At 37.8% G+C, this 22608-nt stretch carries 22 protein-coding genes; all 22 read left to right on the top strand.

Going from position 1 to position 22608, the window contains the following annotated elements:
• The first annotated feature begins 97 nt into the window (after positions 1–97).
• A complete protein-coding gene (gene smc / locus ACE1TG_RS06085; protein ID WP_375051474.1) occupies positions 98–3664 on the top strand; it encodes a chromosome segregation protein SMC in 3567 nt (1188 codons plus the stop codon).
• A gap of 16 nt (positions 3665–3680) precedes the next feature.
• Positions 3681–4679: a signal recognition particle-docking protein FtsY gene (gene ftsY / locus ACE1TG_RS06080; RefSeq protein ID WP_375051473.1), complete on the top strand. Its 999-nt coding sequence runs from the start codon at positions 3681–3683 to the stop codon at positions 4677–4679.
• A gap of 50 nt (positions 4680–4729) precedes the next feature.
• Positions 4730–5050, top strand: a complete 321-nt coding sequence (locus ACE1TG_RS06075; protein ID WP_375051472.1) for a putative DNA-binding protein — start codon at positions 4730–4732, stop codon at positions 5048–5050.
• A gap of 13 nt (positions 5051–5063) precedes the next feature.
• Positions 5064–6407: a signal recognition particle protein gene (ffh, locus tag ACE1TG_RS06070; protein WP_375051471.1), complete on the top strand. Its 1344-nt coding sequence runs from the start codon at positions 5064–5066 to the stop codon at positions 6405–6407.
• Positions 6408–6667: 260 nt separating this feature from the next.
• Positions 6668–6940, top strand: a complete 273-nt coding sequence (rpsP, locus tag ACE1TG_RS06065; protein ID WP_092492974.1) for a 30S ribosomal protein S16 — start codon at positions 6668–6670, stop codon at positions 6938–6940.
• A gap of 14 nt (positions 6941–6954) precedes the next feature.
• Positions 6955–7182, top strand: coding sequence for a KH domain-containing protein (locus tag ACE1TG_RS06060; RefSeq protein ID WP_375051470.1), 228 nt, complete (start codon positions 6955–6957; stop codon positions 7180–7182).
• An 83-nt stretch (positions 7183–7265) separates the two neighbouring features.
• Positions 7266–7655 (top strand): YlqD family protein, encoded by a 390-nt coding sequence (locus ACE1TG_RS06055; RefSeq protein ID WP_375051469.1) that lies wholly within the window; start codon positions 7266–7268, stop codon positions 7653–7655.
• An 11-nt stretch (positions 7656–7666) separates the two neighbouring features.
• On the top strand, positions 7667–8182 hold the full coding sequence (gene rimM, locus ACE1TG_RS06050; RefSeq protein ID WP_375051468.1) for a ribosome maturation factor RimM: 516 nt from the start codon (positions 7667–7669) through the stop codon (positions 8180–8182).
• Positions 8182–8913, top strand: a complete 732-nt coding sequence (gene trmD, locus ACE1TG_RS06045; protein ID WP_375051467.1) for a tRNA (guanosine(37)-N1)-methyltransferase TrmD — start codon at positions 8182–8184, stop codon at positions 8911–8913. The genes rimM and trmD overlap by 1 nt, the downstream gene beginning before the upstream one ends.
• A gap of 135 nt (positions 8914–9048) precedes the next feature.
• Positions 9049–9393: a 50S ribosomal protein L19 gene (rplS, locus tag ACE1TG_RS06040; protein ID WP_375051466.1), complete on the top strand. Its 345-nt coding sequence runs from the start codon at positions 9049–9051 to the stop codon at positions 9391–9393.
• A gap of 539 nt (positions 9394–9932) precedes the next feature.
• Positions 9933–10493 carry a signal peptidase I gene (gene lepB / locus ACE1TG_RS06035; RefSeq protein ID WP_375051465.1) on the top strand — a complete coding sequence of 187 codons (561 nt, stop codon included), beginning with the start codon at positions 9933–9935 and terminating at the stop codon, positions 10491–10493.
• Between the two features lie 12 nt (positions 10494–10505).
• Positions 10506–11354: a ribosome biogenesis GTPase YlqF gene (ylqF, locus tag ACE1TG_RS06030; RefSeq protein WP_375051464.1), complete on the top strand. Its 849-nt coding sequence runs from the start codon at positions 10506–10508 to the stop codon at positions 11352–11354.
• Positions 11355–11435: 81 nt separating this feature from the next.
• Positions 11436–12206: a ribonuclease HII gene (locus ACE1TG_RS06025; protein ID WP_375051463.1), complete on the top strand. Its 771-nt coding sequence runs from the start codon at positions 11436–11438 to the stop codon at positions 12204–12206.
• Between the two features lie 548 nt (positions 12207–12754).
• A complete protein-coding gene (locus ACE1TG_RS06020; protein WP_375051462.1) occupies positions 12755–14542 on the top strand; it encodes a hypothetical protein in 1788 nt (595 codons plus the stop codon).
• Positions 14539–14820: an EscU/YscU/HrcU family type III secretion system export apparatus switch protein gene (locus ACE1TG_RS06015; RefSeq protein ID WP_375051461.1), complete on the top strand. Its 282-nt coding sequence runs from the start codon at positions 14539–14541 to the stop codon at positions 14818–14820. The genes ACE1TG_RS06020 and ACE1TG_RS06015 overlap by 4 nt, the downstream gene beginning before the upstream one ends.
• 214 nt (positions 14821–15034) lie before the next feature.
• A complete protein-coding gene (gene sucC / locus ACE1TG_RS06010) occupies positions 15035–16195 on the top strand; it encodes an ADP-forming succinate--CoA ligase subunit beta (RefSeq protein ID WP_375051460.1) in 1161 nt (386 codons plus the stop codon).
• Positions 16196–16259: 64 nt separating this feature from the next.
• On the top strand, positions 16260–17162 hold the full coding sequence (gene sucD / locus ACE1TG_RS06005; RefSeq protein WP_375051459.1) for a succinate--CoA ligase subunit alpha: 903 nt from the start codon (positions 16260–16262) through the stop codon (positions 17160–17162).
• A gap of 68 nt (positions 17163–17230) precedes the next feature.
• Entirely contained in the window at positions 17231–18124 is an 894-nt protein-coding gene (gene dprA, locus ACE1TG_RS06000) for a DNA-processing protein DprA (protein ID WP_375051458.1), read from the top strand.
• Positions 18125–18239: 115 nt separating this feature from the next.
• Positions 18240–20318: a type I DNA topoisomerase gene (topA, locus tag ACE1TG_RS05995; protein ID WP_375051457.1), complete on the top strand. Its 2079-nt coding sequence runs from the start codon at positions 18240–18242 to the stop codon at positions 20316–20318.
• Between the two features lie 143 nt (positions 20319–20461).
• Complete coding sequence (locus tag ACE1TG_RS05990) at positions 20462–20773, top strand: hypothetical protein (protein WP_375051456.1); 312 nt, start codon at positions 20462–20464, stop codon at positions 20771–20773.
• A 341-nt stretch (positions 20774–21114) separates the two neighbouring features.
• Positions 21115–22059, top strand: coding sequence for a tyrosine recombinase XerC (xerC, locus tag ACE1TG_RS05985; RefSeq protein ID WP_375051455.1), 945 nt, complete (start codon positions 21115–21117; stop codon positions 22057–22059).
• Positions 22049–22594, top strand: coding sequence for an ATP-dependent protease subunit HslV (gene hslV / locus ACE1TG_RS05980; protein ID WP_375051454.1), 546 nt, complete (start codon positions 22049–22051; stop codon positions 22592–22594). The genes xerC and hslV overlap by 11 nt, the downstream gene beginning before the upstream one ends.
• The last annotated feature ends 14 nt before the right edge of the window (positions 22595–22608 follow it).

The raw sequence follows: 22608 nt of genomic DNA, 5'->3' as shown, positions 1-22608 counted from the left end.
TGCCTACGTTTATGATAAAATAAATGCGGTAAAAAGCCAAATTTATTATGGTACATAAAATTTTACTTTACCTCTGCAAGAAATAGGAGAATGTATAATGTATTTAAAACGATTGGAAAGTGTAGGATTCAAGTCATTTGCTGAACGGGTCAGTGTTGATTTTGTGCCTGGTGTTACAGCGGTAGTAGGTCCAAATGGAAGTGGAAAAAGTAATATAACAGATGCAATAAGATGGGTACTTGGGGAGCAATCAGCCAGGTCCTTACGTGGTTCCAAAATGGAAGATATTATCTTCCAGGGCAGTGACTCAAGAAAGCCCTTAAATGTTGCTGAGGTTACGCTAGTGTTGGATAACAATGATAAAGAACTTCCGCTTGACTACGAAGAAGTAAGTGTTACACGCCGTGTATACCGTTCAGGAGAGAGTGAGTTTTATATAAATAAACAAGCTTGTCGATTGAAAGATATTGTGGAGCTATTTATGGATTCTGGCCTTGGTCGTGAAGCATTCTCAATTATCAGTCAGGGGAAAGTAGAGGAAATTCTAAGTTCCAAAGCGGAAGAACGGCGTACAATTTTTGAAGAGGCTGCAGGTGTGCTTAAATATAAACAGCGTAAGAAAAAGGCAGAATATAAACTTGCTGAAACACAGGAGAATTTAAATCGTGTAGAAGATATTATCTATGAAATCGAGCAGCAAATTGATCCGTTAGAGGAACAAGCTGCAACTGCTAAGAAATATTTGGATAAAAAAGACGAATTGAAACAACAGGAAATCTCGCTTCTTGTTACGGAAATTGAACAACTTCATGAACAATGGCAATCATTACTTGATGAATTAGAAAAAGTAAAAATGAATGAGATTAATTTGAAAACATCAATCCAGCAAAAAGAAGCAAAACTGGAAAATGAGCGTCAGGAAATTCAGGAACTGGATGAAGAAGTTGAGCAACTGCAAGCAAACCTCTTAACTACTACACAACAACTTGAGCAGCTTGAGGGTAAAAAGCAGTTACATAATGAACGTACTAAACATTTTGCCGAAAACAAAGAAAAGCTGGAGCTGCAAAAAAAGGAAGCAGCTACTCGCATTGAAAAGCTACATGATGAACTTAATGATGAAAGTGAACAGCTTTCAACATTACAGGTGAAACGAGATGATACAAAAGAGCAGGTAGAACAATTAGAGGAAAAACTGGCAACAGGAAAAGAAAATATTGCTGAGCAAATAGAAGAACTTAAATCGGAGTATATCGAATTTCTAAATAAGCAGGCTGCAAAGCGAAATGAAAAACAATCGATTGAACAGCAGCAACAACAGATTACAGGTAAAAAAGAAAAGCAAGCAGAGAAATTTGAGGATTTACTCATACAGAGAGACGAAATAACCACTAAAAAAGATCAACTGGAATCTGATTATCATAATCAAGAAAAGAAATATAATGCCAAGGCTTCAGCTATTCAGCAATTAAAAGAAAAGTTGAACAGCGATCGTCATACATTTCAAGAAGCACAGACGAAACTATATCAAGGCTATCAATATATGGAGAAGCTAAAATCTAAACAGGAGATGCTTGAAGATATGAAGGAAGATTTTCAAGGGTTCTTCTATGGTGTTAAGGCTGTTCTGAAGGCTCGTGAGGAAAGGAAACTTGATGGTATCTCAGGTGCTGTGATTGAACTTGTTGATGTACCTAAAACGTATATTACTGCAATTGAAACAGTACTCGGTGCTCAGGCCCAGCATGTTGTTGTTAGTGATGATACGGCTGCCCGTGATGCGATTAGCTGGCTTAAAAAAACTAGCAATGGACGAGCAACGTTTTTACCATTATCCTCCATTAAAGCCCGTTTTGTGCCGAAAGAGGTACTGTCAAAAGTTGAGAATCATGCTGGTTTTATTGGTGTCGCTGCTGACTTAGTATCTGCACAAAATGAATTTCAAAGAGCAGTCAACCACCTAATGGGGCATGTTATAATTGCCAAGACCTTGCGAGATGCCAACGAAATTGCCAAAACGGTTATGCGCAAGTTTAGGATTGTTACACTTGATGGGGACGTTGTTAATCCAGGTGGCTCAATGTCTGGTGGAGCACAGAAGAAATCGAATCAGTCCCTGTTCACAAGGGAGAAGGATTTACAGGAGGTAACAGATAAGTTAACTGAATTTCAGGAGAAGGCAAGTGCTTTTGAACAGAAAGTTGATAAGCAGAAGCAGCAAATTAATGAGACAGAAAAACAATTAGCAAGCGAAGAACAAGCAATTACAAATGAACATCAGATACTCCAGGAAATTCGGTCTGCATACAAAGAAGCAGAAATGAAACTGGTTTCACTTAATGATAATTTAACGTTATATGATCAGGATAAACAGCAATTTGACCAGGATAATAATGAATTAGTAACCCGTGATAAGCAACTTACAAATGATCTGGATGATATCTCTAATCAGCTTGAGAAAGTGCAGAAACAGATTGATGAACTCACGGAACAGGAAGCAGATTTCAAAGAAAACCAGGAACAATTACAACAGGACTTGCAGAAAGAACAGGTGAACTTAGCTGAGCAGGAAGAACGTCTAAAGAACCAACGTGAAAAAACGAATACGGTTAAAGAACAATTAACCGAATTTCAAGCGCAATATGATAACTACACTAATGATCTAAATGACTTGCTGGAAATGCATAATTCCGAAGAAACCGAAGCAGAAATTGATCAGAACATTCAATCGGCAAAGGATGATAAGGAAGCTTTAACGAGTAAAATCCAGCATATGCGTTCCGAAAGATCAGAACGGACACAGCTGATGCAGGATCAGGAAAGAGAATTAAAAGAAGAGAACAAGAAGCATCAATCGTTTATGCAAGAAATTCAGCAAAAAGAAGTTAAAGCGAATCGCTTGGATGTTGAACTGGAAAATAGGCTGTCAAAACTGCAAACAGAATATACGATTACTTTTGAAAAAGCTAAACAGACCTACGATAAAACAGAGAATATTGAAGAGACAAAATCAATAGTGAGTCAAATCAAACAAGCGATTGATCAGCTTGGAACGGTTAATCTGGGTGCAATTGATGAATATGACCGTATTTCTGAGCGCTTTGAATTTTTATCTGAGCAAAAGAATGACTTAGTGGAAGCAAAACAAACGTTATATACCGTGATTTCAGAAATGGATGAGGAGATGCAAAAGCGATTTGGTGAAACGTTCAGTCAGATTAAGGACGAGTTCGCTATTGTTTTTGAGCAATTGTTTGGAGGCGGTCGTGCAGAGTTGAAGTTAACCGACCCAAGCAATCTTCTGGATACAGGTGTAGAGATTATTGCACAACCACCAGGCAAAAGGCTTCAGCATTTAGGTCTGCTTTCTGGTGGTGAACGGGCATTGACAGCAATTGCGCTATTATTTGCGATATTACGTGTTCGCCCTGTGCCGTTTTGTGTACTAGACGAAGTAGAGGCGGCACTTGATGAAGCGAATGTTACAAGGTTTGCAAAATATGTGAATGCATATAGTAAGGATACGCAATTTATTGTAATTACACACCGTAAGGGTACAATGGAAGAAGCAAATGTATTATATGGTGTGACAATGCAAGAGTCTGGAGTATCTCGTTTAGTATCTGTTCGGTTAGAGGATACAAAAGAATTAGTTAACTCGTAAGGAGGATGTCACACAGATGAGCTTCATGGAAAAATTAAAAAGTAAATTCAAGCAAAACGAAGAAGCAGAAGAAGTTTCAGCAAAATATAAAGATGGTATGGCAAAGACGCGAAATTCCTTTTCAGGAAAGATTAATGATTTAATCGCCCGCTATCGTAAAGTTGATGAGGATTTTTTTGAAGAACTGGAAGAAGTGCTTATATCAGCGGATGTTGGGGTTATGACTGTAATGGATCTTGTTGAAGAACTAAAGATGGAAGTAAAACGTCAAAATATAAAAGATACGAAAGAAGTAAAGGATGTTATTTCTGAAAAGCTTGTAGAAATTTACTATGGCGACGACGATGAGGAAATTGAAGAATTACATATTGAAGGAAACCAGCTTTCTGTAATCCTTGTTGTTGGTGTGAATGGGGTTGGCAAAACAACTTCTATTGGTAAACTCGCACACAAATTAAAGCAAGATGGTAAAAATGTGGTTTTAGCAGCGGGTGATACTTTCCGTGCTGGTGCTATCGAACAGTTGGATGTTTGGGGAGAACGTGCTGATGTTGACGTGGTCAAGCAAAGTGCTGGGAGTGATCCTGCAGCAGTTATATTTGATGGTATTAAGGCTGCTAAATCCCGCAATGCCGATGTATTAATCTGTGATACAGCAGGTAGGTTACAAAATAAAGTAAATTTAATGAATGAGCTTTCCAAAGTAAAGCGAGTTATTGAGCGTGAAGTTCCTGGAGCCCCCCATGAAGTGCTGTTAGTGTTAGATGCGACGACAGGTCAAAATGCAATGAGCCAGGCTAAAACATTTTCCGATGCAACAAATGTGTCTGGTATTGTGTTAACGAAGCTTGATGGAACCGCAAAAGGCGGGATTGTGTTGGCAATCCGAAATGAATTGAATATCCCTGTTAAATATGTAGGACTTGGAGAAAAAGTAGAGGATCTTCAGGAGTTTAACGCACATGCTTTTGTCTATGGTTTATTTGCTGATCTTCTTGAAGATAGCTCTGAATAATGTTACTATGTTTTATGTAAAGGGATTTCACTTAACAAGGGGTGTTTTAATTGCTGGAAAAAACTACGCGAGTTAATTATTTATTCGATTTTTATCAAGAACTACTAACCCCTAAACAGCGTAACTACATGGAAATGTATTATTTGGAGGACTATTCACTGGGTGAAATTTCCGATCTGTTTGAGGTTTCCAGGCAAGCTGTTTATGATAACATTAGACGTACAGAAAAAATGCTTGAATCCTATGAAAAAAAGCTAAAACTGTATGATAAATTTCAGCAGCGCTCAAGCATTTTAGCTCAGCTGGATGAAGTGACCGAAAATGATAGCAAGATGCAACAGTTTATAAATAACTTAAAAGAATTAGATTAGGGGGACACCTTCTATGGCATTTGAAGGATTGGCCGACCGTTTACAAAATACGATGAAAAAAATAAAAGGCAAAGGTAAGGTTTCAGAACAAGACGTTAAAGAAATGACGCGTGAAGTTCGACTTGCCTTACTTGAAGCCGATGTAAACTTTAAAGTTGTAAAAGACTTAATTAAACGGATTAAAGAGCGTGCTGTCGGACAGGAAGTTATGGAGAGCTTAACACCTGGTCAGCAGGTTATTAAAGTTGTGAAAGAAGAATTAACAGAATTAATGGGTGGCGAGCAGAGTAAAATTGCTGTTGCTGATCGTTCGCCAACTGTCATCATGATGGTAGGCCTGCAGGGTGCTGGTAAGACAACGACAACTGGTAAGCTGGCAAACCATTTACGAAAACAGCATAATCGGTCCCCGCTATTAGTAGCATGTGACATATACCGCCCAGCGGCGATTGACCAGCTTGAAACACTTGGTAAGCAATTGGAAATGCCTGTATTTTCTAAAGGAACAGAGGCAAACCCGGTTGATATTGCTTCTGAGGCCATAGAACAAGCTAAAGCAGAGCACAATGATTATGTGATCATCGATACAGCAGGGCGTTTGCATGTTGATACTGATTTAATGGATGAGTTACAGCAAATTAAGTCGTCCGTTAAGCCGGATGAAATATTCTTAGTCGTTGATGCTATGACAGGTCAGGATGCTGTGAATGTTGCTGAGAGTTTTAATGAACAACTGGATTTGTCCGGTGTTGTCCTAACTAAACTTGATGGTGATACACGTGGTGGTGCAGCACTTTCTATCAAAGCCGTTACCGATAAACCGATTAAATTTGCCGGTACAGGTGAAAAACTGGATGGATTTGAGGCATTTCATCCAGAACGAATGGCATCGCGAATTCTTGGGATGGGTGATGTACTATCCCTTATTGAAAAAGCACAAACAAATGTTGATGAGAAACAAGCGAAGGAACTCGAACAAAAAATGCGTACTGCATCATTTACCTTTGATGACTTTTTGGAACAGATGGGCCAAGTAAAGAACATGGGTCCGTTAGAGGATCTGATGGGTATGATCCCTGGTGCCAACAAAATGAAGGGGCTAAAAAATGCGCAATTTGATGAGAAACAGCTTGTTTATGTGGAAGCAATTATCAAATCGATGACAAAGAAAGAACGGCAAGAGCCAAGCATTATGAACGCTAGCAGGAAAAAGCGAATTGCGAAAGGTTCCGGAACATCTGTTTCACAAGTAAATCGTTTATTGAAACAATTTGAGGAAATGAAAAAAATGATGAAGCAAATGACAGGTGCCCAAAAAGGGAAAAAAGGTAAAGGAATGAAATTTCCATTCATGTAATTAGAAAAGAAGAAGTGATTTTACAGGCTATTATCACCCCGTTCTAAGTCAACACCTGTACGAACACGACTTATTGCGTCACTGGCGTTAGCATGTCCTGTACGGCGGAGCTGGACAAGACAAAATCACTATACTGACAAAGTTTTAAACTTACGTTTAGTAATTTCCTTTTTGTTGTAATGGAAAAACACTTTACAGACATTGAACTTTCTGTTAGAATCTAAAATTGTGTAAAACATATTTATTGGAGGTGCAATAACATGGCAGTTAAAATTCGTTTGAAACGTATGGGATCTAAAAGAAATCCATTTTATCGTTTAGTTGTAGCAGATTCACGTTCTCCACGTGACGGTCGCTTAATTGAGCAAATTGGAACATACAATCCTGTAGTTAATCCAGTTGAAGTTAAAATAGATGAAGAAAAAGCATTGGATTGGATGACTAAAGGTGCTAAACCAAGTGATACAGTTCGTAACCTATTCTCAAAAGAAGGCATCATGAAAAAATTCCACGACCAGAAAAATCAAAAGTAAAGTAGTGTGATATCATGAAAGCCCTAATTGAATCAATTGTTACACCATTAGTCGATCAGCCGGAGGACATTGTTGTAACAGAGACAGAAGAGGATGCAAAAATTGTTTATCATCTTTCTGTAAATCAAGACGATGTTGGTAAGGTTATTGGCAAAAATGGACGTATTGCTAAAGCAATCCGGACCGTTGTGTATGCAGCGAAATCGGATTCAAACAAACGTATTTATTTGGATATTATGTAAAGGGAGAGGGGATACCTTTCCCTTTTTCCACATCTAATTCATTATTTCTGTACCAGGACTGTTTAAGAGAGTGAGGAACAGTAGTGCAAATAATAAAGAAAGTTCTCATAAAGCAAGTCATTACAGACAAAAGCAAGGCAAAATTGCATAAAAACTTTTATAATCATAAAATGCGGCTTGAACAAGAGTGTCAACAACTCCTGTTTGAACAACGTAAGTTACAAAATAAAACAGGTGTATCAAAGCAAGAGCTATCTCAGCGTTTTCAGCAGGAAGTTAAAAATCGCAAAGAAAAAATTAAGCTGCTTGATTTTAAGATTGAACAGATGGATATGCTGGAAATAGGCAGTGAAATCACAGAAAAAGAAGTTGAATCTCTTGTTGAGGTGAAAGTTGGATCGCATTGGAAAGAGATTATGGAAGAAACAGCGATTGTTATTGAAGATGACATCGTTATTCGAATTGATGAGTAGCAGGTGAAACTATGACTGATAAAATGTTTAATGTAGGTAAAATAGTAAATACACATGGTATAAAAGGCGAAGTAAAAGTACTTCGTATCAGTGATTTTGATGAACGGTTTGAAGCTGGAGGAACATTATTTATAGTGAAAGAAAACAAAACTCCTATTGAATTGGAAATTGATTCACATCGCGTACATAAGGGTTTTGACCTTCTTCAATTTAAAGGGTTCGACAACATTAGCGATGTTGAACATTATAAAGGTGCATACTTAAAAATAACGGAAGATCAATTAACCGACCTGGATGAAGATGAATACTATTACCACGAAATTATTGGCTGTGATGTCTATTTGAATAGTGGAGAAAAGCTCGGAGTAATTAAAGAAATATTGTCACCGGGAGCAAATGATGTGTGGGTCATGAAACAGGATAAGGGTAAAGACGTGCTCATTCCCTATATTGAAGAAGTTGTGAAGCAGGTGGATGTGGAAGCTAGTAAAGTGATCATCGAACCAATGGAAGGACTGCTTGACTAATGCATATTGATGTATTGACGTTATTTCCTGAGATGTTGTCAGGAGTATTAAATTCTTCGATTCTTAAAAAAGCATATGAAAAGGAAAAGTTTAGCTACAGCTTAATTAATTTTCGAGATTATACTGAAAACAGACATTATAAAGTCGATGACTACCCGTATGGTGGTGGAGCAGGTATGGTGTTAACTCCCCAACCTGTATTTGATGCAGTCGATGCAGTTGTTAGAGATAGGCCAACAAAGCCACGAGTTGTACTTATGTGTCCACAAGGTGAACCTTATAATCAGAAAAAAGCCGAGGAGCTAGCAAAAGAAGAGCATCTCGTATTTATTTGTGGTCATTACGAGGGATATGATGAACGAATCAGAGAACAGCTCGTCACCGATGAAATTTCTATTGGTGATTATGTGCTTACCGGTGGAGAGCTTGGCGCTATGGTTGTTATTGACAGCGTTGTTCGCTTATTACCGGATGTGCTGGGTAACAAAGAATCTGCACCTGAAGATTCCTTTTCAACAGGATTATTGGAGCACCCGCAATACACACGTCCAGCTAACTTTCGCGGCATGAAAGTCCCGGATATACTGCTGTCAGGTGACCATGCTAAAATAAAAGCATGGCGCAGGAAAGAATCATTGAAACGGACATATGAAAGACGACCTGAATTAATCGATAAACACTCTTTATCCGATGAAGACGCTAAAATATGGAATAAATTTAATAGAAATTAAACAAATACAGTTGAACTCATTATATCAATATGGTATATTTACTGTTGTGCTTAAGTAGGATACTTAAGTCGTATAAACGGTGTTCCGCTGTCCCTTAGCGAGATATGAGCATTGGTTTGGAAGGAGTGAAGCAGTATGCAACAATTAATCGCAGACATTACAAAAGATCAGCTTCGTACTGATCGTCCTGAGTTTCGCCCAGGAGACACTGTTAAAGTACACGTTAAAGTTGTCGAAGGAACTCGTGAACGTATTCAGGTTTTCGAAGGTGTTGTAATTAAACGCCAAAATGGTGGAATTAGTGAAACATTTACAGTAAGAAAGCTTTCTTACGGTGTTGGTGTTGAACGTACATTCCCAGTACATTCACCTCGCGTTGCGAAAATTGAAGTTACTCGTCGTGGTATTGTTCGACGTGCTAAACTATACTATCTTCGTAATTTACGTGGAAAAGCAGCACGTATTAAAGAACGCAGATAATAATCAATATTATTGGAAAGGAGCTTTGCCCATTTGTGCAAACTCCTTTCCTTTTTACTTTCAAAACTTACGTATTATAAAATTTGAGTTCTGAGTGTAACTGGACTTCAAAATCAGCCACTTCCAGCGTATGTGCTAAGCGCCTAGTGCCACTTCTTTGTCCGTGTTAAAACGATAAGAAATAATGGATGTTCGACTTAAAACTAACACATCTTGTGGCAACGTCGAACTACCACATGTCCTGTTTAGGCAGTTTACGCTTTTCGTGTATCCTTTTCGCTTTCCAAGCATAAGATTCATCTTGACTTTCGCCATCATTGGCGATAAGTCAAGTTCATCTAATCTCAGGTATAAGGAAGATCGACTAAGACAGCTTCTTATCGGGCAACGTCGACCCATTCACAGCGCTGAGCACAGTCCATACGGCGCTAAATCAGGCGCTTACGCTTTTGAACATACATATTTTCATGTGAAATGATATAATACAGATAAAATAGAATCATACTATAATATATACTGTTGTAGCCGGAGGGGAATATATGTCTAAACAGAAAAGTGAATGGTTTGACTGGATAAAAGCTTTACTGATCGCCTTTGCATTAGCTTTTATCGTTCGAACGTTCTTTTTTGCCCCCATTGTTGTTGATGGTCCATCCATGATGCCCACACTACATGATGGGGACCAAATGATTGTTAATAAATTTTTATATGATATAACAGAGCCAGAACGATTTGATATAGTTGTTTTTCATGCTTCAGATCAAAAGGATTTCATCAAACGAATTATCGGGTTACCTGGAGAACATGTTGCTGTTGACGATGATGTCTTATACATTAATGGTGAAGAGGTTAAAGAACCATTTTTGGCATCACAAAAGAAAAAGAGGATGTCCACTAACCCTTTAACGAGTGATTTTAAGCTTGAAGATCTTCCAGGCGAATATGAAAAGATTCCAGAAAATCACGTGCTTGTGTTGGGGGACAATCGTAACAATTCAACAGACAGCCGAATGCTAGGTCTAGTATCAATGGATCAAATTGTTGGAAAAACAGGTCTAATATACTGGCCATTTGACAGGGTTCAGACTATAGGTGAATAAGGTGATAAAACAATGACAATACAATGGTTTCCAGGGCATATGGCAAAAGCAAAACGTGAGGTAGAGGAAAAATTAAAGCTGGTTGATTTTGTAATGGAGCTAGTTGATGCGAGAGCCCCGATGTCTTCACAAAATCCAATGCTTCAGCAAGTATTACAGAACAAGCCTAAAATGATTGTCCTGATGAAAAGAGATTTAGCAGATAGCCGTGAAACAGATAGATGGATTTCTTATTTTAAGGATAAAAACATCCATGTAATAGCAATTAATGTGAATGATAAAACTGACTTGAAACGAGTAATTCAGTTAGGTAAAGAGCTTGGTCAGGAAAAATTGGAAAAACTAAGGAAAAAAGGAATCCAACCACGCCCGGCCAGAGCAATGATAATCGGTATTCCAAATGTTGGTAAATCAACATTAATTAACCGTCTCGCCAATAAAAAGATTGCTAAAACTGGTGATAAACCAGGTGTAACGAAACAACAGTTATGGATTAAAGTAAAAAAAGATTTTGAGTTGCTTGATACACCAGGAATTTTATGGCCAAAATTTGAAGATGAAATAGTTGGCTATCGATTAGCAGCTATTGGCACTATCAAGGACCAACTGCTATCGTTACAGGATATTGTAGCGTTTGTTATTACGTATATGCTAGAACATTATCCTAAACAGCTCAAAGAACGCTATGCAATTGAATCAGATATGGAAGATATGTGGGAAATATTCGTGTCTATTGGAAAACAGCGTGGTGCATTGGAGAGTGGCGGAAACGTAAATTTCGAAAAGGTGTCGGATCTGGTTATAGGTGATCTGAGGACAGGAAAGCTTGGTAATATCACACTTGAAACACCTGAAAACTAAGTGGCATACATCTATGGATGATGTCACTTTTCAATTTTTCCCGAAAACAGCCGATATAAAGAAATAGAAAAAGGTGATGAAATGAAACAAAAATCAATTGCAGTAATAAAGCATCTATTCGAAGCAGAAAAGATTGATGAATCATTTGTGAGTGAATTGAAATTGGACGAGCGTAAAGGCGTTCAGAAACTTATTAAACAGTATGAACGCCAAAAACAAAAAGAACAGAAATTAAAACAGAATTTTGTGCAAATGTCCCGTTATGAAAAAAACTGCTATGCAAATGGTTGTCAGTATATAGCTGGCGTTGATGAAGCTGGTCGTGGTCCACTTGCAGGTCCTGTTGTAGCAGCTTCCGTTATTTTACCAAGAGAATTTATATTGCTTGGATTAAACGATTCTAAACAGCTAAATGAAACTACAAGAAATGAATTTTTCAGTATTATTAAGGAACAGGCGGTAAGTTATGGAATATCCATTATAGGCAACCAAAAAATTGATCAAGTCAATATCTATGAGGCTACGAAACTTGCAATGCATGATGCTATAAATCAATTAAATCCAAAACCGGATCATATCTTACTTGATGCGGTAACTCTCGATAACTTATCATGTACGTCTGAACCTATTATAAAAGGGGATCAGGAAAGCATAACTATTGCTGCAGCTAGTATTTTGGCAAAAGTTACCCGTGACAATTTAATGAAGGAATTACATACGAAATATCCTGTCTATGAATTCAAGTCTAATATGGGGTACGGTACAAAGCGTCATATGGAGATGTTAACAGAACATGGGATATCTCCATATCATCGAAAGTCGTATGCACCTGTAAGAAATGCTATTAACTAATAGCCGTTATCTAAAAGATTCTTGCATTATCAAAATAACGAAATCAAAGCGTAGTTGATATAAACTGTGACATAGACCAAGGATAATCGATTGTAGTATTTAGTGTGGCTCCCTGACCCTCGCAGATGGAATATACTCGCTTTCCGTGGGCTCACCACGAGCCTCCTCGCTCGCAAAGAACGCTCCCTGTGGGGTCTCTTAGGATCGCTGTCCCACAGGAGTCTCGCATATTCCAACTGCTGGTTTAAATGGTTTAAAATCTAGTTTTTTCTATCACGATATGCATTTGTTTTTTAGAATAAAGTGAGCCACACCCAGCGTAGGAAATACATGGAGACTCCTGCGGGAATAGCAACAGCTGAAGATCCCGCAGGAAGCGGTTTTGGCTTCCGAGGAAGCTGAAACGTTGCCCTAAGGTGCGCGGAATGTATTTCCGAAGCGATGTTAAGCACTCAAATATTCTTCCGCACTATGTCACAGTTTAAATCAACAGCGACCGTAGAGTCTATGATTTACGAAATGAGCTTAATTGATAGAGGGGGCTTTCTATGAGTATTCAACAGTTAGCAGGACAGCGAATAACTTCATCTCAGGTTTCTAATTCCACGCAAACCTTAAGATCAGGGCAAATTGTTCAAGGAAAAATTGTTAAATTGTTCCCGAACAATAAAGCACAAATTCAGCTTGGAACTCAAAAAATGATTGCTCAATTAGAAGCTTCCTTGACAGTTGGTGGAAAATACCATTTTCAGGTGCAGGCATCAGACAGTGTTGTCCATTTAAAAGTAATTGGAGACCAATTAAAAAATCGAGCTAATGTAAATATGATGAGTTTGATGCGGCAACTCGGACTTAATGCAACTAAGTCAAATATTGCACTTATGCAGTCTTTAATAAGTGAAAAGATACCATTCTCAAAAGAACAACTACAAAAGGCATTCCAGCTATTGGATAGCGCTAAAAACAAATTTCAGGCTCACCAAATACTGAAGGAAATGATCGCTTCAAGATTACCAATAACAGATTCGGTTTATCAGGCATTAGCTGCTAAAAACACGAACGGAATAACAGACCAAATGAAATCATTATTGCAGCAGTTAAGACAAGATACCAACCAAACGAAACTCCATCAGCATATGATAAATCGATTAAGCCAACTAACGGAGCGGCCATCTAATCAATTGGTTAAGCAAATTATCAGTCAAGCTAGTAATAATAATCAACAACTTTTTAATGTGTTAAAGAGTTCTGGGATTGTTGATGCAAGTGTAGATTTTTCCACTTGGAAGTCTGAGTGGGCAACTTTTGCCAAGCAAGACAATCTTGTATCAGGGAGCAATACGAAGCTTCCGTTTCAACTAAACAGTATGGAAGCAACTCGGGTACTTGAACAAATGAGTAATAACGGTACCAGTATAAGATCCAATTCAAAGGCGGTTATTCAAAGCTTTGGACATTCTGTTGAAACGGCAGTTGCAAACAATACTGCATTGCCTGGTCATGAATTTTCCCAATTGAAACAGCAGTTGACCAAGACAATAATGCCTCTTCTTTCAGATACACAGCAGCAGCAGCTAACTAAGATCATATCGAATAGTCCAACTCAAATGCGTCAGCTTCTTTCTGTATTACAAACTATGGCAAGAAGTGATACTTACGCAGACATTGATAATGTTTTGACAACGATGAAACTTGGTGAATCATTTCTTAATTCTTCTCCAAAAGAACAATTTTTAAGTCAAATACAACAGGTATTACGGTTTACCGGATTGAACTATGAGAATCAGCTCGCCAATAACATGGCGAAACAGCAATCAGCTACAATTAAATCAATGCTAATGCAAATACTTCAGCAATCGGATGGAACGGTTCATGATCGCTCACAGCAATTGTTGAATTTTATAAACGGGATGCAAATACAGTCTGTAAACGACACAAACAACTTCCTTCAGGCAAGTTTGCAAGTTCCAGCTGAGAAGTTGGGATTGCCAAATGATATGCAATTGGATTTCGAAGGTAAAAGGACAGAAGATGGAGAAATTAACCCTGACTTTTGTCGAATAATATTTTATTTGGAACTAGCAAATTTGAATGAAACGATTATTGACATGAATATTCAAAAACGTGCTGTAGCAATAACCATATATAATGATCTAAGTGAGATGGCTGATTACTCTAATTCTCTTAAACCGATGGTAAAAGAGGGGCTTGAGTCATTAAATTACCAGCTTTCAACTATTACTATAAAACCAATTCATGAAAATTACCTTTCAGATAGTGATAAGCTTAAAACGGCGTACCAGAATTCTTATCAAGGAGTGGATTATCGGGTATGACAGAAAAAAGGAACAAGGCCGTAGCATTAAGGTACGACCAGGATATTGAACATGCACCAAAGGTTACTGCAACTGGGAAAGGGTTAGTAGCAGAAAGTATTATAGATAAGGCAAAGGAAAATAATGTTCCTGTTCAGGAAGACTCTTCTTTAGTCGAGCTTTTGGCAGAACTTAACATAAATGAAACAATTCCTGATGAGTTGTATCAGGCTGTTGCTGAAGTGTTTGCTTTTGTCTACAGAACAGATCAAAATTTGGCGAAATCTGGAAAAAATTAATTCAACATATTTCTCATAACAATAATCGTTTGCAGTTCAGCAAAAGTGTCATTAATTTTTTAAATAAATATGACACTTTTTTCTATTTATGTTCGATTGTAATAATGAAGAAGGTACAAACAACATTTATTTCGACAATACTCGCTTATTGTTGTGAAATTTGTTGTTTTTTTATACAATGGGAATGCAGTGAATTTTGATGGGAGGATGAAAGATGAACATTCATGAGTATCAAGGCAAAGAAATTTTGCGAAGCTATGGTGTAAATGTTCCGAACGGACATGTTGCATATACGGTAGACGAAGCAGTAAAAGCAGCAGAAAAACTAGATAGTTCCGTAAAAGTAGTAAAAGCTCAAATCCACGCAGGCGGCCGGGGTAAAGCTGGTGGCGTGAAGATTGCAAAAAACTTGGATGAAGTGCGTACATACGCAAATGAAATTTTAGGTAAAACACTAGTGACGCACCAGACTGGACCAGAAGGTAAGGAAGTTAAACGTCTTCTTATCGAAGAAGGCTGTGATATTCAAAAAGAATATTATGTAGGACTAGTAATGGATCGTGCTACTTCACGTGTCGTTATGATGGCATCAGAAGAAGGTGGTACAGAAATTGAAGAAGTTGCAGCGGAGTCCCCTGAGAAAATCTTCAAAGAAGTTATTGACCCGGTAGTGGGACTTTCAGGTTACCAAGCTCGTAGACTAGCATTCAATATAAATATTCCTGATGAACTAATTGGTAAAGCAGCGAAATTTATGATGAGTCTTTATACTGCATTTGTAGAAAAGGATTGTTCTATCGCTGAAATCAACCCGCTTGTTACAACTGGCGATGGACAAGTTCTTGCATTAGATTCAAAATTAAACTTTGATGATAATGCAATGTTCCGTCAAAAAGATGTTCTTGAGTTGCGTGATTTGGATGAGGAAGATGAAAAAGAAATCGATGCATCCAAATATGACCTAAGTTATGTTTCCTTAGATGGTAATATTGGCTGTATGGTTAATGGTGCAGGTCTTGCAATGTCTACTATGGACATTATTAAACATTACGGCGGCGACCCCGCTAACTTCCTTGACGTTGGGGGCGGTGCAACGGCTGAAAAGGTTACAGAAGCATTCAAAATCATTTTGTCCGATTCCAATGTAAAAGGTATTTTTGTTAACATCTTTGGTGGTATTATGAAGTGTGATGTTATTGCTGAAGGTGTTGTAGAAGCGACAAAGCAAGTAGGACTTGAAATGCCGCTTGTAGTACGTTTAGAAGGAACAAACGTTAAGTTAGGCAAGCAGATTCTCGATGAATCTGGCTTAAACATTACGTCAGCAGGGTCAATGGCTGACGGCGCTGAAAAAATCGTCTCCATGGTAAAGTAAGGTTAAAGCGGAGGCAACTGGTATAAAAAAATGAGTGTATTTTGTGCAGAAAGGACGGACGAAAATGAGTGTATATGTCAATAAAGATACTAAAGTAATTGTCCAAGGTATTACTGGTGGTACAGCAAAATTTCATACAAAACAAATGCTTGAATATGGTACAAAAATCGTTGGCGGTGTGACACCGAAAAAAGGTGGTACAGAAGTAGAAGGGGTTCCTGTATTTAATACAGTACAGGATGCAGTTAAAGAAACAGGAGCAACTGCTTCTGTCATTTATGTCCCGGCACCATTTGCTGCAGATGCAATCCTGGAAGCGGTAGATGCTGAGTTAGACCTTGCTATCTGTATTACAGAGCATATTCCTGTTATGGATATGGTCAAAGTGAAACGGTATATGGAAGGTAAGAAGACACGTCTTGTAGGTCCTAACTGTCCAGGTGTTATTACACCTGAAGAGTGTAAAATTGGTATTATGCCAGGTTACATTCATAAGAAAGGACATATCGGTGTTGTTTCACGTTCTGGAACATTAACATATGAAGCAGTACATCAGTTATCAGAAAACGGATATGGACAATCTTCTGCTGTCGGTATTGGTGGAGACCCTGTGAATGGTACTGATTTCATTGATGTATTAAAGGCATTTAATGAAGATCCAGATACAGAAGCAGTAGTTATGATAGGCGAAATCGGTGGAACAGCAGAAGAAGAAGCTGCTGAATGGGTTAAGGCAAACATGACAAAGCCTGTAGTAGGCTTCATCGGTGGTGCTACAGCGCCTCCAGGGAAACGTATGGGTCATGCTGGTGCGATTATATCTGGAGGTAAAGGTACAGCAGATGAGAAGATACGTGTCATGAATGATTGTGGTATTAAAGTAGCTGAGACTCCAGCAGTAATGGGCGAAACCATGATTAGTGTATTAAAAGAAAAAAATCTTCAAGACAAATGTAAAACACATTAAGTAAATGTACGGAACCCTGAAGTGAAAGTGCTTCTGGGTTCCTACTATATAAATAAGGAAGTGATCTATTGGAATTAGTTCGTAAACGTTTAATTCATTTGCATCGATGCCGAGGTGTTACAAGAAAGACAATTCGAAAATTTATCCGCTATGATCCTACATTAAAAAGCATCTACAAACTAACCTCAACGCAAGTTAGCCAATTCTTTTCATTACCCCATAAGAATGCAGTGTTATTTCATTCAGACCTTCGTAGCCAAGAACTAAAGAACCAGCTTAAAAGAGACTTAACATCATATAAAGTGATAACAGTAGTTGACGAAAACTATCCTTTTGTGTTAAAAACTATTAAAGATGCGCCACTGGTCCTATATGCCATTGGTGATACAAGTTTATTGAACCTGGACCCCATATTGAGTGTAATTGGGACAAGAAAACCTTCCAGGGAAGCTAAACTTAAAATGGAGAAGTATGTTCTGCCATTAATTCAACAAAATTGGATAATTGTTAGCGGTATGGCTACAGGTATTGATAGTTTTGCACACCAGATGGCGTTGGAACACAAGGGAAAGACCATTGCAGTACTTGGCAGTGGATTTAGACACATATACCCTAAACAGAATTCAGCTCTTTTTAAACAAATTGCCATAAATGGCTTGCTACTTTCAGAGTACACTCCAAATTCGCCGCCAGAGCGGTTTTATTTTCCTGAAAGAAATAGGATTATAAGCGGTTTAAGTTTCGGTACATTAGTGATTGAAGCTACCAAAAAGAGTGGTACCCTAATTACGGTTGACCAGGCCTTAGACCAAGGTAGAGAGGTTTATGCAGTTCCTGGATCCCCATTACTGAAACAGACTGAAGGGTGTCATAAAATGATCCAGGACGGTGCTAAATTAGTACAAGAAGCTGACGATATCCTAGAAGATTGGGATAGAATAAAGCCAAATTGGGTTATTTAGGCCGTTGTACAAGCGAATGATACCATCACATGTTTGACAAATGTATGGTAACTATTTAATATTAGTGAAGATTTCCAATTTATTTAATAATAACCTCATTTTGGGAGGAAAATAAATGTCAGATTACCTCGTGATCGTGGAATCGCCTGCAAAAGCGAAAACGATCGAACGTTATTTAGGAAAGAAATATAAAGTAAAAGCATCCATGGGACATGTAAGAGATCTACCAAAAAGCCAAATGGCTGTGGATGTAGACGATAAGTTTAAACCAAAATATATTACTATTCGCGGTAAAGGCGATGTACTAAAAGAATTAAAATCTGCCGCAAAAAAAGCGAAAAAAGTCTATCTAGCAGCTGACCCCGACAGAGAGGGGGAAGCAATTGCTTGGCATTTAGCACACAGTTTAAATGTTGATGAGAATTCGCAGTGCCGTGTTGTTTTTAATGAAATTACAAAAGATGCAATAAAGGAATCATTTAAAAACCCACGAACAATCAATAATGATTTGGTTGATGCCCAACAAGCAAGGCGGATTCTTGACCGTCTTGTTGGCTATAACATAAGCCCTTTGCTATGGAAGAAGGTCAAAAAAGGCTTGAGTGCTGGTCGAGTACAATCGGTAGCAGTAAAAATGATTATTGACCGAGAGAGGGAAATAGAGAACTTCAAACCTGAGGAATACTGGTCTATCGAGGCTAATTTCCTCAAAGATAAAGAAGTTTTCGAAGGATCATTTTATGGAGTTGACAACAAGAAGAAAGAATTGAAAACAGAACAGGATGTCAAATCCATTATGGAAAAAATGGATGATAATAAGTTCTCGGTTGATAAAGTAAACAAACGTGAACGCAAGCGAAACCCAGCTAAGCCCTTTACAACATCTTCGTTACAACAGGAAGCTGCACGTAAGCTTAACTTTCGTGCAAAGAAGACAATGATGGTTGCACAGCAATTATATGAAGGTATTGATCTGGGAAAAAAATCTGGGGGGATAACCGGTTTAATCACGTATATGCGTACAGACTCAACACGAATTTCTGAGACTGCCAAACAAGAGGCTAAAGGATATATAGAAGAACAATTCGGTAAAGAGTATTTGGGTAACCAAAGCAAAGCTAAGAAACAAGAAGGTGCCCAGGATGCTCACGAAGCCGTCAGACCTACATCAGCTTTACGTGATCCAAAAACAATGAAACCTGTTTTGTCAAGAGAACAGTATCGTTTGTACAAACTGATTTTTGAACGATTTCTAGCAAGTCAAATGGCTCCAGCAATTATGGATACCATGACTGTTCATATGCTAAATAATGGAGTCGAGTTTCGGGCAACTGGATCCAAAGTTAAATTTAAAGGGTTTATGAAGGTCTATGTTGAAGGTACAGACGATAAGAAGAAGGATGAAAATAAGTTCTTGCCCGATCTTAAGGAAGGTATGGTTGTTGAAGCATCAGAGATTACACCAAACCAGCATTTTACACAGCCGCCACCAAGATATACGGAAGCTCGACTTGTTAGAACAATGGAAGAGCAAGGCATTGGCCGACCATCGACATTTGCTCCTACATTGGATACAATTCAGCGTCGCGGGTATGTAAGTATTGATAATAAACGTTTTATTCCAACAGAATTAGGGGGTATTGTAACAGATATCTTAGAAGAATTTTTCCCGGAAATTATCGATATTGATTTTACTGTTAAGATGGAAGATGATCTTGATTCCATTGAAGAAGGAAAAACAGAATGGGTTCAAATACTCGATACATTTTACTCAGGATTCCATAAACGACTGGAAAAAGCAGAACAAGAGATGGAAAAGATAGAAATAAGAGATGAGCCGGCAGGAATAGACTGTGAAAATTGCGGGCATGAAATGGTATACAAGATGGGGCGATATGGGAAGTTTTTAGCTTGTTCGAACTTCCCGGAATGCAGGAATACAAAACCAATATTAAAAGAAATAGGTGTGAAATGCCCTAAATGTGAAGAAGGAAACGTGGTTGAACGGAAATCTAAAAAGAAGAGAACTTTTTATGGTTGTGACCGTTTTCCTGATTGTGACTTTGTTTCTTGGGATAAACCAATTTCAAGACCATGCCCTAAATGTGAATCATTGCTTGTTGAAAAGAAAAGTAAAAAAGAAACTCGAATACAATGCACAAATTGTGATTATAAAGAAAGTGTACAAAACTAGCTGCTCGCGCCTGCGAGTAGTTTTTTTGGTAGTTAAGAAACTGTATAAGTGTGATTGAAGTTTTATTCATAATGCTTGGCGATAAGGCAGGGTTTTTAACTGGTTGAATAAGGGAATGATGAAAGTACAGGGAGGTTATTATAATGGTAGAACGTAAAACTTACTATGTGGCTGTGGATACTAAAGATATACGAGAAGTGTCAGTTCCTGATAGCGGCATTGAATATGAAATTATTGCCAGCCCTGATGAAGCAAAAGAAATTCAACTTTTATTTACTGAAGAAAGTAAGGATGGTCGAAAGGCAACGGAATATTTAGGGAATCCATTTGATGAATGGGGTGCTGATGATAAACGAAGAAATTATGACGACCATCTGATTAAGGTTTATCGGCGGTTATATGAATTAGGAACGAATGATACGAAAAGTAAAATTAATCAATTGGGATTATTCTGATTGTAAAGTTTTGAAATATATTTTATGCAGTTAGTAAGTCGTAATACTTTTTTGCTGCATAATTGCAACGAAGTCTTTTCCATTAATTGGCGCTAATACAGGTTTTTTTAAATAATTCAATTCTTGATTATTGACTATTGAATTTGAAAAAGATATAATTACGCATTGGTAAGATTATTTACTTGACAGTTTCAGGTTATCCTTGAAAATTAGTTAAATACAAGTGTTGTAAAATGAAAGAGTTGAGCTCAATTCAGAATTTTGTTACAATTTAGTTAAGTTCATTGCTTTCCAATTTATTCTATGATATGATTTATTCGCTGTTTGAGCGAGGTGGAAAATTGAATCATTTTAGAAAATTCAGCGAGGCCTTTATTGAATATCTGCAAATTGAGAAAAACGCTTCGCAGTATACTGTCAAATATTATTCAGATGATTTGGAGACTTTTTTCGCTTTTTTATACCAGGAAGGAATTGAAAATCTTAAGGAAGTAAAGTACCAAGAGATTCGCTTGTTTTTAACAAATTTATATGACCGAAAGTTAAGCAGAAGATCTGTATCCAGGAAAATTTCCAGCATTAGAAGTTTTTATAAATTCCTGGAACGAGAAGATCTGGTTACTGGGAATCCGTTCATTAATGTAACGCTTCCTAAGGCTTCTAAACCGATACCAAGTTTTCTGTACATGGAGGAACTGGAAAAGTTATTCGAAGTGAATGATTTATCCGATCCTATTGGACAGCGAAATCAGGCAATAATTGAAACGCTTTATGCAACGGGTATACGAGTGAGTGAGTGTCAAGGGATGTTGCTGGAAGATATTGATTTCACTATTGGTACAATGTATATAAAGGGAAAAGGGAATAAAGAACGATATATTCCATTTGGACGCTTCTCAGAAATTGCCTTGGAAACCTACATAAATGATGGAAGGAATAAGCTTTTGGATAAAGCCAAAAGTTCAACAAACTCCGTTTTTCTTAATGCCAGAGGTACGGCGCTGACTTCAAGAGGCATTCGATTGATTCTTAATAAAATAGTTGAAAAAGCAGCATTAACAGTACATGTTAACCCACATAAACTCCGGCATACATTTGCAACACATATGTTGAATGAAGGTGCTGATCTTCGTGCAGTCCAGGAATTGTTGGGGCACGAAAATTTATCAGCCACACAAATATATACACATGTGACGAAGGATCGTTTGCGTAATGTATATATGAATAGTCATCCAAGAGCAAATGATAAATACTCAAGTCAAAGAGGTGATGATAGTGGCAGCTGAAATGCATGCTACAACGATTTTTGCTATTAAGCATGGTGATCAATGTGCAATGAGTGGTGATGGGCAGGTTACATTAGGAAATGCTGTTGTGATGAAACATAAAGCAAAAAAAGTTCGTACATTATATAACGGACAGGTGTTAGCTGGATTTGCAGGGTCTGTTGCTGATGCTTTCACTTTATTTGAAAAATTTGAGGGAAAGCTTGAAGCATATGATGGTAATTTAGCTAGAGCTTCAGTTGAATTAGCAAAAGAATGGCGCAGTGACAAAGTCCTTCGTAAATTAGAGGCAATGCTGATTGTAATGAACAAAGAGAACATGTTCCTTGTGTCTGGAACTGGAGAAGTCATTGAACCTGACGATGGTTTACTTGCAATAGGATCTGGCGGAAACTATGCATTAAGTGCTGGAAGAGCTTTAGTAAGATATTCAGGAAGTCTAACAGCACAAGAGATTGCTAAAGCAGCGCTGGAAATAGCGGGTGAAATATGCGTCTATACAAATGACCATATTACATTAGAGGTACTTGAATAATGAGGAGGCCTTCG

The sequence above is a fragment of the Virgibacillus sp. JSM 102003 genome (assembly GCF_041949995.1).
GTDB lineage: Bacteria > Bacillota > Bacilli > Bacillales > Amphibacillaceae > Lentibacillus.
This window is presented reverse-complemented; position numbering and strand designations above follow the sequence as displayed.

What these genes read in the sequence shown, in the direction of transcription:
- smc (WP_375051474.1), top strand. Translation starts at nt 98, where the DNA reads ATGTATTTAAAACGATTGGAAAGTGTAGGATTCAAGTCATTTGCTGAA.
- ftsY (WP_375051473.1), top strand. Translation starts at nt 3,681, where the DNA reads ATGAGCTTCATGGAAAAATTAAAAAGTAAATTCAAGCAAAACGAAGAA.
- ffh (WP_375051471.1), top strand. Translation starts at nt 5,064, where the DNA reads ATGGCATTTGAAGGATTGGCCGACCGTTTACAAAATACGATGAAAAAA.
- rpsP (WP_092492974.1), top strand. Translation starts at nt 6,668, where the DNA reads ATGGCAGTTAAAATTCGTTTGAAACGTATGGGATCTAAAAGAAATCCA.
- ACE1TG_RS06060 (WP_375051470.1), top strand. Translation starts at nt 6,955, where the DNA reads ATGAAAGCCCTAATTGAATCAATTGTTACACCATTAGTCGATCAGCCG.
- rimM (WP_375051468.1), top strand. Translation starts at nt 7,667, where the DNA reads ATGACTGATAAAATGTTTAATGTAGGTAAAATAGTAAATACACATGGT.
- trmD (WP_375051467.1), top strand. Translation starts at nt 8,182, where the DNA reads ATGCATATTGATGTATTGACGTTATTTCCTGAGATGTTGTCAGGAGTA.
- rplS (WP_375051466.1), top strand. Translation starts at nt 9,049, where the DNA reads ATGCAACAATTAATCGCAGACATTACAAAAGATCAGCTTCGTACTGAT.
- lepB (WP_375051465.1), top strand. Translation starts at nt 9,933, where the DNA reads ATGTCTAAACAGAAAAGTGAATGGTTTGACTGGATAAAAGCTTTACTG.
- ylqF (WP_375051464.1), top strand. Translation starts at nt 10,506, where the DNA reads ATGACAATACAATGGTTTCCAGGGCATATGGCAAAAGCAAAACGTGAG.
- ACE1TG_RS06025 (WP_375051463.1), top strand. Translation starts at nt 11,436, where the DNA reads ATGAAACAAAAATCAATTGCAGTAATAAAGCATCTATTCGAAGCAGAA.
- ACE1TG_RS06020 (WP_375051462.1), top strand. Translation starts at nt 12,755, where the DNA reads ATGAGTATTCAACAGTTAGCAGGACAGCGAATAACTTCATCTCAGGTT.
- ACE1TG_RS06015 (WP_375051461.1), top strand. Translation starts at nt 14,539, where the DNA reads ATGACAGAAAAAAGGAACAAGGCCGTAGCATTAAGGTACGACCAGGAT.
- sucC (WP_375051460.1), top strand. Translation starts at nt 15,035, where the DNA reads ATGAACATTCATGAGTATCAAGGCAAAGAAATTTTGCGAAGCTATGGT.
- sucD (WP_375051459.1), top strand. Translation starts at nt 16,260, where the DNA reads ATGAGTGTATATGTCAATAAAGATACTAAAGTAATTGTCCAAGGTATT.
- topA (WP_375051457.1), top strand. Translation starts at nt 18,240, where the DNA reads ATGTCAGATTACCTCGTGATCGTGGAATCGCCTGCAAAAGCGAAAACG.
- ACE1TG_RS05990 (WP_375051456.1), top strand. Translation starts at nt 20,462, where the DNA reads ATGGTAGAACGTAAAACTTACTATGTGGCTGTGGATACTAAAGATATA.